This is a genomic window from Pseudomonas sp. EA_65y_Pfl2_P78 (assembly GCF_963970495.1).
Classification (GTDB): Bacteria; Pseudomonadota; Gammaproteobacteria; order Pseudomonadales; family Pseudomonadaceae; genus Aquipseudomonas; species Aquipseudomonas baetica_A.
Genome location: NZ_CAXAON010000012.1, coordinates 1 through 11,621, shown reverse-complemented (window position 1 = coordinate 11,621; position 11,621 = coordinate 1). Strand labels below are relative to the sequence as shown.

The window sequence follows — 11,621 nt, the reverse complement described above, 5'->3', positions numbered from 1 at the left end:
CGATACAAATTTGGCCTTCCGCGATTGTATACCGCTCTCGGTCAACGGCTTGTTTTCAGACACTGCATTTCCTTTAGAACTGAGCTGCTTGCGCCAGTTGGACAAAGACATTTCGCTGACCCCTTCGCGCCGGGAAACCTCGGCCATCGACAGGTTCAGCGGGGGAAGCAGCATCTTAAGTAATGCGGCTCTGCGTTCAGGTGAATAGTACGGCACGACCAGTCTCTTTCCGCCCCCGATATGCTTTTTTTGGAGAAACCGGAGAGGCGAAAACTATCCTGACACCGGGGGAGAGTGGTCCCTTGCGGCTGCGGGGTATGGCTGATGTCATGCCTTATCCTTGGCTTTCAAATAGCTGGATTTCTTGCTTTCGGGTCATGCGGATTGTGGTTTGTTCTCCAGTTCCTCCTCACGCTTGGCGATAGCTGCTGCCAACTCAGGAGAGCGTTTGGCCCACTGCTCAGCCGGCAGTGGTTTCGACCATTCTTTTATAGCCGGGGCGTTCAAGTCAGGTGGCGGAACCAGCTTGCGTTCTTGCAAATAAAACCCCAAAGGAGCACCTAAAAAGACAGTGAAGAAAACATCTTTAATTGCAGATTTAAAGTCTCCCTTGGCTGCGGATTTCAATGCGTCGAACAAAATACTAATGGTCCAGCCGATCAAGCCTTTTTGGCTGTTCTCACCCTCAAAATTGCACTTCGGAACGGCTTCCGGCCCAACCTCCATGTAGCTGCGCATGCACTCCCACAGACACATGGCCGTTTCGCCGCCACCGCAACTGAATCCCAAGCTGAAGTCTCGTTCTTTTTCGGGTGCATCGGGATCGGGATTGCGAAAGCCCACCACCAATAGACCTTGAGTTGTTTTGCCGTGTTGGCCGACAGAGTCCATTGCTATTGCTTGGGCGGTGACCTGTTCCCAGGGGACGATCCAGTAACGGCCGTCATCGAATGGCACGCAGACCTCTCGGCGCTGGCGGTTGAAGCGTACAGGTAGCGGCACGGGCTTAGTCAGCCCATGTAAAAGGATCAATATCGGAATACCAACTAGCACCAACGACAAGAGGGCTGTTCCCACCAGCCTCTCGCCATTTCGCTCTATGTAGATCATGAGTAAACAGAGCATTACCACCGGCCACAGCACCATTACAGCAGAGCCTATGCTGTAGGAGCCAATATCAAGACATACCTCGTTCTTGCGCCAGATAGTATTGAGTACATCCTTGGGTGTTTGTCCAGTTGGGACGGCAAGTGGTGCTAGGTAGTCCTCCCGCGAGAGCCCTCCCCTGCGGCTGTTGGGCGAAGGTGAATTCATACCTTTTCCTTGGGTGTCAAATAGCTTGAGTTCTGCTGAGGGCCTAATCGATGAACGATGGCCCGATCCAATTCAGGAGTCGGCTCGCCGGAATGTAAAGTGATGATTTCGCCGTCAGGACTCAGCAGACCGCCATTTGGCGATAGTGTATAGGCTAGGCCTTTGGCGCCGCCGATGGTAGCACCAACACCCGCGAGCAGCGCCACAGGACTGAGGTAACACAGGCGTAACGATAGTCGTGTGAGAGGTTGTGGGAAGCTTCCGCTCAGGCGCAGACCTTGACCCGCTTCTACCGGAATCCAGCTGCATTGAGTGGCATTCAGCCAAGTGGCTCCGAGGTCTGTCGGGGTTCCCCGGGTGCCAGCGCCAAAACCGGCGGAAACAGGGGTTATGTTGCCATTCATGGCCAAGTCGATTTGTGCTGCGCCGGGGGCTGCACCGGGTAGATCAATTGTCAGTTGGTAGATTCCATCTTGTGTAATCGTGTCTCCCAGTGAACCACCGATACGCACTTCGCGCGTCTCCATAGCTAGACGGGGCTGGTAGAGCAGAATCATCAACTCGTTGATTTCGTCTTGTTGGGCCTGAGGTGCGATCCCCTTGTTAGTTTTGGCCCGGCGATGTGACCAGCAGCAGTTGGTGAGGTAGTTTTGCAATGGGCTGGCTTGGCGGAACCAAGCGAACAGGTAAAGCCCCCCGAGCGCCAATAGCAAAAGATTTAAGGGGCCCATGCCCAAGCGGAAGCGGCGTATCGCTACTGGAGTGCTGATTGTATTGGCTAGGCGCAGGCTGGTATGGCTAAGGCCTAGTAGTCCCTGCGCGAAGTACACTGCAACTTGGCCGGTCACAGCCACTTGCTTGAGTCTGAGCCAAGGGTCGACATTTTCTTGAGCACTTTCGATCTGACTGTTCAATGAGCTCCATTCGTTGTACGCGGCAAATCCTGACAAGCCTCCCACAATCGCCCCGAATAGAGTTAGCGTCGGTGCAGTAAAGGAGAGCTGGCCTTTAGCTAAGCTAACCTCGTTCATCCCCTTCCCCAAAATCACCCAATTCTGAATCACCGCCCCCAACGCAGCCCCTGCGTACAAATACGCTGACATGCTATCCGCCTGCCGTTGCGCATCGCTGCCTTCCAGCGCCGCTGCCTGTCCGGCATAGGTGCCGGCGTTGAGAATGTTGACCACCAGCGCCGCCAGCGGCAGTAGGCCACCCGAGGCTTTGATCGAGGGTGCGTTGACGATGCCGTTGACGCGACCGAGGCTGATGGCCTGGGCGGTGCTTCGGGTCCATTGGCTGAGGGCTTCAGCGTTCTGGCCGACCAAGCGCCAGACCCTGATACCGTTCTCTACGCCCTGCACAAGACGGGTGTTATCGCCGAGGCGGATGACCAGGAATAATCCCATTGCCATCGCCGTGCCTTTGCTTGCATGAATCAAAGAGGCGCCGAGGCGGGTCATGGTCGCCGTCCAGGCACCTTCCAGATTGCTCGCTAACCGCTCGATATTGCGCAGGGTGTCCGCGTCCAGAATCTTGAGTGCGGCTGCGCGGGAGTCGGCAAGGTTTTCCAGACTGAGCGCCGTGACCAGTTCGTTGAGGCGTGAAGTGTTGTTCACCGCCGCTTCCAGGCTCGGACTCCACGCCTGGAACACCAGACGCAGCAAGCCGGGGTCATCGCTGCTCACGTAATCGGCAAACTGTTTGGCGCCTTCACTACGGCTGCACTGAGCGCTGAGGCAGGCAACCGTCAAACTTTCAAGCCAGGTGAGGTGTTCTTCGCTGCTCTGGTCGACAAACCAAGTACCACTGTCGTTGCGTGGCAGGTAGGTTTTGCGATCGGCGTACAGCAACTGATGGCGTTTTTCGACCTGTTTGAAGTGCTGCGGCGCTTCCTGATCCAGCCAATGGTCCATGCTCGCCAAGTCGATGTATTCACCAACCTTGGTTCCGCCGCCACCTTCCAGATTGCTGACTTTTTCCTGGCGATAATCCCGCACGACCTGTTGCGCTTCCTGATGCAATTCGCTTGGGATGAAGCTGCGCACCTTGTTCAGTACGGCTTCTTCACGGGATCGAACCTGAGCCAACAGGCCATCTGCTTGGGCATGCCCATACTGTCGGCCGCGTTGTTGGTTGATGCGTGTTTCTTCCAGCATCAAGGTGTTCAGCTGCTTCTGACTGTCGATCAGGGTGTCGCCCTGTTCCGGTGTCAGTTGCAGGTTATGTTCGCGATACCGGTAGTTGAGCAGGTTGGCAACTTCGCCACCGTCTTCGGTGACCATGCTGCGGATAAAGCTGCCGATGGTCTGGCGCAAGCTATTGTCGGCTACCCACTCTTCGTGTTCTGCCTCGACCTTGTTCTGTTCGTGGTCGATATCCCGCAACACTCCCAGATCATCATCCAGCGCAGCAAACACCGCATATAGCGGAGCCGACTCGCTCTTGGCTTTGTCCAGCCAGGCTTGCGTAGGTGCCAGTTCCCAAGGGCTAGCGCTCCAAGTCCCGGGCTCGACCACCGGCTCGCCCGGTGGTTGCGCGCCGGCCGCCTGTTCGCGTTCGCGCAGAGATTCCGAGCTGGCGGAGTAGGCTTTGATATTGTCTTGAGTAGGCGAGGCTTGCGCCGTTTTGCGTTGTTCTTTCACGCTTTCGCGGTCAGTTGCGCCGTTCTTCTGATGTTCATGCGCAAGGGTTTTTTCGCGTACTTTCGGCATGAGTTCGGCCACCAGTGTCGGGTTTTTTTCGAGCGGTGGGCAGTGTTTGGCCGATAGGCGTTTGGCTATGTCGGTAAGGGCGATCTGACGCATGCGCTTGCGTCGTTCACCGTTCTTTTTCAGGCGCTCGCAGGCGTCTTTGCCCAATGGCACTTCGCTGTAGAGCATCCACGCGTCGGTGCTTTTGTTCAACGCGATTCCGGCGTTTTCACCGGTCGTCAGAGCAGAGTGGGGTTGCGTCAGCGGTTGTTCAACCAGCAAACCATCAGATGCCTTTTGTATCGTTCCCTTTAGTGTCCTTTAGTAACTATTCTGGGGGGCGTAAACAATGAAAAGCGACGCGGGTAGATTTTTTCTGAGAGAAGGTTATTCAGTCCATTATGTTCTAATTTAAGATATCGACTTTCTCTGTTGTACAAGTGGTGTCGGTTAGTAAATTGGATTTAATGATATCAATTGCTTCTTCTCTTTGTGAGTCAAAAAAACATAGAGGCTTCCTAATGCTAGGTGTTTTGAGTTTTTTTGTGGTACGCCATACTCAATTTCCACCATGTTTCTGTCCGTTGAAATTATTAGTTTTTTAATTCTTTCCATTGTAAAAAATGGTGGTGATACTCGGTGTGCAAATTTTGATAACTTTTAGAGTTTGCCATCGATAGGTACATCAATCCCATGCCTCCAGGGCCCACCAACGCTCCGATCAAAAAAACTGGATCAATCGTCGCCAAGAAGATGAAAATAATCGCAGTTACACCGGCGAACCACTTAACGAACGTCAATGTCCATCTGGCGGGGGATTTCCACTCGCAATACTCAATTCCGGACTTGGTAAAACGATAAGCAAAACTCACCCGTTGGTGAGTCATGCACGAAATTGTAAATAATATGAAAAAGAAGAAGAATACACAGGATAAGGTTCGCAATGGCTGGCTCATTCCTTCATAGAGCGAATACATAATGAAAGAACCGCCGAGCGTGAACGCAGCCATAAATGCAAACATGCAATTAGCCACGAATGTATTGTAGTTTCTTGCACGAATGGTCCGCGTTAATATTTCTGGTTCGTCGATATGGCGCCATCGGAGTTGCGATGGTAGATTTAGAGACTTGCTGGAACTTACTGTCATTGATAATTTACATTGATGTTAAAATTGATAAAAATTGGTAGGTTTGTCAGTCAGTGCTCAATGGAACGTTGACCTTGGGTTTTATAAAAGGAGTTTTAGAGGGTAGGTGTGGTTTGATGAAATTAGCTACGTTTTCTTTCTGGTGTTTTTTGCAGAAAATATTAAGGCTCCATTTTACAGTTCGCCCAAGTCGCTCATCAAATTTTATGAATTTTAGATCCACTACTTCTCGATTGGTTGCAATCGCCAGTTGAGTAAAGTCTTTCCATTCAAACTCCAAATGGTGATGCTGAGTATGCATGGCCTGATATTTCTTTGAGTTGGCAAGTAAGATATATGTTAGCGCCATGCCACCCGGTCCAATCAGCGCTCCTATCAAAAATCCAGGGTCAGTCATTGATAAAGCTATAACGATGATGGCCGTGATTCCGGTTAACCATTTCAAAATTGTCAGTGGCCATTTCGAAGGGTTTTTCCACTCGCAGTACTCTACACCGGAATCTGTGAAGCGATAGGCGAAATTCATTTTTTGATGAGTCATGCAGGAAATCGTGAATAAAATAAATGCGAAAAAAAACATGCAGGATAAAGTGCGCCAAGGTTGTTCCATTCCTTCATAGACTGAATACATAAAGAAGGTGGCGGCGAGTATCATTGCAGCCATAAATACGAACATGCAATTTGCAATAACTATGTTGTAGTTTCGTGCTCTAATTGCCCAGATTAATAGCTCTGGCTCGTTTGAATGCTTCCACTGAAGTTGCGGTGGAAGAGTGGGTGGTTTCTTAAAACTTAGCATTGTTCGACTCTTTAGGTGTAGTTTGGAATCGAAGATTCTAAAGGTTGAGCGATTTTTTGAATCGAAATTATGTCATGCTTTTTAAATTGCCGATTTAGATCTCCATTGCCAGCATTAGGCAGGGAGGATATTATTCTGTACTCATGGGTACATTGACTTTTGTCTTCTTAAAAGGCACGCCTGAAGATAGGCGGGGGCAATAAAGTTTGCGACTAATTCTTTTTGATTTTTTTTGCAGAATACATTTAAATTCCATTCTGTTCTGTGTTCGTGTCCATCTTGGAGTACGCTGTATTGTAAGTCTACAACCTCTCTGTTTGTGGCAATGGCTGACTGAGTAATTTCTTCCCATTTATACGCGTAATGATGGAGTTCAGTGTGCAACTCCCGATAGTTTTTGAATTCAACACAAAAAAATACATCAGTGCCATGCTGCCGGGTCCTAATAGGGCCCCGACTAGAAAAGCAGGATATATAGTGGCTAAAAAAAGAAAAATAAGAGCGGTGACAACTGAGACCCATTTGATAGATGTTAAGCCGAATTTAGATAGATCCTTCCATTTGCAGTACTCTATCCCGGATTTTGTAAGGCGGAAGGCGAAACTCATTTTCTGATGAGTCATGCATGAAATTATGGATAATATGAAGGTGAAGAAAAATACACATGATAAAGTTCGCCAAGGTTGGCTCATGCCCTCGTATACTGAGTACATGATAATTGATGCTAAAAGTGTAATCGCGGCCATGAAAGCAAACATGCTGTTAGCTGCGAAAGTATTATAATTTCGAGCTCGAATCGTCCAGGCCATTAGTTCGGGCTCATTCGCATAATGCCACTGGAGTCGGGACGGTGGATCAACCGGGCTTCGGAAATTAAACATCAGAGGGCCCCTTGTTCATAAGTTGTGTAAGGCAAATTTAAAAAACTGGGTGCTTTTATTTATGGGAAATGATATCTGTCCTTAAGCTTTTCGTTGAATAAATTATTTTCACGGTCACCCAATCATTCACAGAATATTACTATTCTGGCTATCCGAGTTGCAGTCGGGGCGAGGTGAAAAAAAGCGCTCGTAGCCATGGTATCAGGAGTGGAGATTACCTACGCACATTCGAATCATTTGCCAACCAAAGCTAGTTTCCACCAAATGATCGCCGCATGAATCAGACTGTGCTCATCGGAACATTTACCTTGGCCCTGATAAAAGGTATATCTGGAGATAAATAGGGCTTTATGAAGTTGGCGATTTTCTCCTTCTGTTTTGGCTCGCAGAAAATGTTGATGCTGTAACTTATGATTTTTCCGAGGCGCTGGTTGTAGTGAGTGAACTTCAAGTCCACTACCTCTCGATTCGTTGCGATGGCTAGTTGAGTGAAGTCTTTCCATTCGTATATAAGGTGATGGTACTGGGTGTGCATTTCACGGTAGCTCTTCGAATTAGCCATTGAGAGATAAATTAGTCCCATACCACCAGGTCCAATTAACGCCCCAATCAAAAAAGTGGGGTCGATTGTGGCGAGAATGATGAAAGTGATCGCTGTGATCCCAGTAAACCATTTTAAGAAAGTTAACGTCCATTCGGGGATGTTTTTCCATTCGCAGCACTCTAATCCGGATTGAGTGAAGCGATAGGCGAAGTTCATTTTTTGATGAGTCATGCAGGAGATTGTAAATAGAATAAATGAGAAGAAAAACACGCAGGATGCGATGCGCCAAGGTTGATCCATGTCTTCATAAACTGAATACATAAAGAAGGTGGCGGCTAGTATTATTATGGCCATGAATAGAAACATGCAGTTTGCAATAACTGTGTTATAGTTTCGAGCTCTAATTGCCCAGCTCAATAGTTCTGGTTCGTCTGCATGCTTCCACTGAAGTTGTGGTGGTAATATGGGCTGTTTGTTGATCTTAAGCATTCTTCGACTCTTTAAGTGTGTAGTTTGGAATCGAAAGCTTTAAAGGCTCAGCGCTTTTTGAACTCGGAATCATGTCATCCTTTTCCTTTAGTTCACCGCTGAACTTTTCATTGATTCGATTTGCTTCACTTGCGGCCCACTCCAGCGCAATCCTGAATAAATAGGCGTTTCCACTTTTGTGCTGGAATGTTCCAGGAGGATACTTGACTCCCATTTCTAGCACTGGATTGGCCTTGGGCGTATCAATCCACACTTGCCACAGGCAATGCTGTTCGTCTTCCGTATAAATGAAGTCTGACGGGCGGCTTTTTAACCCAGCTCCGCTTGGTAGCTCTCCGAATAATTTTGGATCTATCCAGTTTCCACTGAGGAATTGTTCGTAGAAATTCTTGCTTGTGATTTGTATCTCGTCGCTCGATAAGTAGTTTTTTTCGATCATCACTGGTTGTAGCATCACCTCTTTTCCCGCGAGTGCTTTAGGAAACAGGATTTGTACCCAGAAACCCAAGCATTTCTTAGGTGTACTACCACCGCCAAAATACAAAGCCCTTCCTCCTAGGCTTGGTCGTTGTAGCGTTTCCAGTAGGTCTTGCATTTGCTTTGAATGACCCTCATCGCCGAGCCACTCAGGAGTGGCTCCACGACCCCAGTTGCAACGGTATAGCCAAAGTCGCAAACCTTCGCGCTTGTATCGATTGGCTGCCATTGTGATCATCAAATAAGCGATTCCGAGAATGGCCAGAATGATGGTAACCGGATTGGACATTACCCACGCAAATCCAAACCAATAGCCAAGACTAGCTCCCACCAATTGACCAGATGCGACGAGAGACATCCCCAAAACTACGCCGAATTTCGACCACAACAGCAACTTTTCTTCTTGGCTGCTGGCATCGCCGACATCTTCAGAAATTTGGAATGCCTCAACTCCAGTCGCAACTGCTCCAAAAAAAGCCCATGTCACTGTTCGAAAAATCAGACCTTTTGAATATGTTGCCATCTTGTTGGCGGCGGTCGCCTCTGCGCTTCCAATACCGCTTGTCTTGATTACCGTTTTGGCTTCATCTATCCATTGAAGGTAACTGGCTTGTGCTAATTTTAGTGTTTTTTCACCCACTTCAAGGGACATCGCACCGGCCCGGCTCCAAGCCGGACCAACCCACAATGCAGCAATTGCATTGGCCGCGTACGCAGCGGCGGAGCCAAAATTGCGCCATTCAGCTTTCGTAAAATCGCCGTCGTTTTGTGCCTGTTTGGCGATGGTGTAGACGTTCCACACGTTCAATCCGACGAGCAAGGCCGGTAAGGCATTGCCTAAGTTCTGGCCCATCCAGTTTTTCGTACTTGTCACATATTCCATGGTCCCTGCAGTTCTGAGTTGTGAAGCCAACTCTGAGCGCCCAAGGTCGGCTAGCCAATTGTTGATTTTCGGCACGCCTGCGCTCAGGCGAGTGCTACCCGATGCTTTTGCGACGAGTTGATTGGGGCGCGCCAAAAACAAATTTTTAAGTTCTTCTTCAAAAGCTTGCATGGAAATTCGCGCCGAGCGCTGATCGTGAGCTGCACCGGGGGGGCGATCGCACTTTCCAGTTTTTGTTGATGCAGACTCTCAAACTGCCCCTGTTCCATGAGCCTGCCAGCAAGGTTCATGGTCAAGTCATCAACCATTCCCAGCGGGTCATCCAGTGCAATAAACAGGGCAGTGTCCTGTTCAGGCACCTTGCCGCGTACCAATGCCTCTTCGAATGCGGGCTTGAATTCGCCACCTTTCTCAGGCGCTTGAGTGGGCAGCAGGGTGCTTAAGAAAGTGGGGGCGCTCTCGCCCGCGGCGAGGATGTCCGCGACACTTTTACCCAGTTCGGTGATCGGGCCGCCATGGCCTGCTTTGCCACTGCTGCAAAAGCCATCCAGATTGACTTTACGCATCCATTGGGTCTGTTGAGTCGCACTGCTGCGCATGAGTTCGCACATACGCCAGGTCCACTGGACGGGCGAGTAAGCGATACGCAACTGATTGCGACGGGGATAGAGCAGGTATGTGTGCGTTTCACCGGGGTTGTTGCGCACATCCTTATTCAGTTGACCATCAGCCCATTTGTGGCGCGTGAACTGGTGACCTTTGACTTCGTATTCATGGAAAGTCTTGGCGACGCTGTCCCACACATATAGCCAGCCATCGCGCAGTTGGCGAAGGGTGTAACTGCGGGTTTTCAGTTCAGTCGGCTTGCCTGTCCAGTCTTTGGGAAGAGGGTTAGGACCCTGATTTGTGCCTTTTTTCGGTGATTCGTCCACCGCATAACGCACAGGAAATATGGCGACTTCACCGGCCATCAATGAGCACTGCCCCGAGCCCATTTGTGCATTGGTAAATGCCTGGTTTCGGTTGGCCTGTTTCAGTTGAGCTTCGGTCGCGGGCTGAGTCATCACACTTCCTTGTTTATTTCGATGTCCAGGCAATCGTTATCCATCTGCTGGATACGTATTTCCGGTGCGAGTCTGGGGGCCTCGGGGGTACGGGCCAACCAATCCTGATAAGGCCCTTTAGGGCTTTCGCTGAATCCTGCGCCCCACCGCAGGCTGTATTCGACCCAGATAGCGAGACTACGTTCGCTCGATAGTCCCCAGGCTTGAGCTTCGTCCAACCGTCGAGAAAACCACGCGGTACGAATGCTTTTGTCCAGAGTTGATAGAGGTCGAGGATGGTACTGCTCAAAATTATCGTGCAGTCGCTCGATGAATTGCCAGCGTGCGGCCTGAGCGAGGGCGTCCAATTGTGGCTGACCCAATAGGGCGTACTTATCCTTCCACGATGTCGGAGATTTACGCTGAAAGCTTACCCATTGAGCGGAGGTGGTTGCCTCCCAGGAATGCAGCTCTTCGGGCATTGACCACGACTCAATCGGGCCGAGTATCGCATCAAGGTGTTCGCCCTGATAACTGCCGAGCCAATGCCGTGTGACCAGCGGGTCTGCGAAGCGCAGCATGCCGTTGCCCCCCAGTACATCGGATGGAGCGATGAACTGTCTCAAATGATCAGCGACGATACTAATGGGCGCGCGGCTGAAGAGCAGACTGGCGTCTATCTGCTGGTCAGTATTTTGGTATGTCCGGGTCAGTAGGCTTGTTGAACCCGAGGGCTTGACCAGTATCGGCCCCAGATCCTTCAATTCCGCCCACCGCGTTCCCAGGTACAACGGCTCGATCTCCAGCGGTTCGCCGAGCTGGTACAGACTTGGGATCGCATCGGGACGGAGAACTCCGTCGATCAGCAAAAAGTTGGCGTTCGACGGGTAGCTCATTTGGCGGCGTCCTTCGCGGCTTGCGCGGCAGCTTTCTCGCAAATTTCACAGCGCGGTGTACGACGCATCAACGCCTGCCGCTACGCCGGCACCAGCAACTGCCCAGCCTTATCCGCATCCGCCTGCTTCAACGGCCCCGGCAACAACGGCGCAGCGCCCGTGCCGCTACCCGGACCACCGCCTGAGTTCATATTGATCACCGGCCCACTCATGGTCACGCCGCCGCCATCGATCTTGATGAAGCTCCCACCGCCCACCAGCGTCAGTTCGGCGCCGGCCTCCATCACGACTTTCATGCCGCTGCTGAGGTGGATTTCCTGCCCCGCATCAATGAACTGCCCAGTCCCAATCTTGATGTGCTGGTTCACGCCCACGGTCAGGTGATCGTTGGCCCGAGCTTCAACTTTTCGGTCTTCGTAAACGATGTGATGTTCTTCGGCCTTGAATTCCGTGTAGC

At 50.5% G+C, this 11,621-nt stretch carries 8 protein-coding genes and 2 pseudogenes; all 10 read right to left on the bottom strand.

The genetic code is table 11. From position 1 onward, the window contains the following. Positions 1-6 precede the first annotated feature (6 nt). Positions 7-216 (bottom strand): annotated as a pseudogene (locus AACY02_RS12060) (transposase); the annotation flags it as partial. 159 nt (positions 217-375) lie between these two features. Beyond that, positions 376-1,314 (bottom strand): DUF6708 domain-containing protein, encoded by a 939-nt coding sequence (locus AACY02_RS12055; protein ID WP_339432129.1) that lies wholly within the window; start codon positions 1,312-1,314, stop codon positions 376-378. Continuing rightward, positions 1,311-4,172: a hypothetical protein gene (locus tag AACY02_RS12050; RefSeq protein ID WP_339432128.1), complete on the bottom strand. Its 2,862-nt coding sequence runs from the start codon at positions 4,170-4,172 to the stop codon at positions 1,311-1,313. Before AACY02_RS12050 ends, AACY02_RS12055 begins: the two co-directional genes overlap by 4 nt. A 425-nt stretch (positions 4,173-4,597) precedes the next feature. Next, positions 4,598-5,014 carry a hypothetical protein gene (locus AACY02_RS12045; protein WP_339432127.1) on the bottom strand — a complete coding sequence of 139 codons (417 nt, stop codon included), beginning with the start codon at positions 5,012-5,014 and terminating at the stop codon, positions 4,598-4,600. Between the two features lie 184 nt (positions 5,015-5,198). Continuing rightward, positions 5,199-5,951, bottom strand: a complete 753-nt coding sequence (locus AACY02_RS12040; RefSeq protein ID WP_339432126.1) for a hypothetical protein — start codon at positions 5,949-5,951, stop codon at positions 5,199-5,201. A 1,161-nt stretch (positions 5,952-7,112) separates the two neighbouring features. Continuing rightward, positions 7,113-7,865 carry a hypothetical protein gene (locus AACY02_RS12035; RefSeq protein ID WP_339432125.1) on the bottom strand — a complete coding sequence of 251 codons (753 nt, stop codon included), beginning with the start codon at positions 7,863-7,865 and terminating at the stop codon, positions 7,113-7,115. Beyond that, a complete protein-coding gene (locus tag AACY02_RS12030; protein WP_339432124.1) occupies positions 7,858-9,396 on the bottom strand; it encodes a hypothetical protein in 1,539 nt (512 codons plus the stop codon). Before AACY02_RS12030 ends, AACY02_RS12035 begins: the two co-directional genes overlap by 8 nt. Continuing rightward, positions 9,309-10,289 carry a toxin VasX gene (locus tag AACY02_RS12025; protein WP_339432123.1) on the bottom strand — a complete coding sequence of 327 codons (981 nt, stop codon included), beginning with the start codon at positions 10,287-10,289 and terminating at the stop codon, positions 9,309-9,311. The genes AACY02_RS12030 and AACY02_RS12025 overlap by 88 nt, the downstream gene beginning before the upstream one ends. Next, complete coding sequence (locus AACY02_RS12020; protein WP_339432122.1) at positions 10,289-11,164, bottom strand: DUF4123 domain-containing protein; 876 nt, start codon at positions 11,162-11,164, stop codon at positions 10,289-10,291. The genes AACY02_RS12025 and AACY02_RS12020 overlap by 1 nt, the downstream gene beginning before the upstream one ends. A gap of 83 nt (positions 11,165-11,247) precedes the next feature. Next, positions 11,248-11,621: pseudogene (locus AACY02_RS12015) on the bottom strand (type VI secretion system tip protein VgrG); the annotation flags it as partial.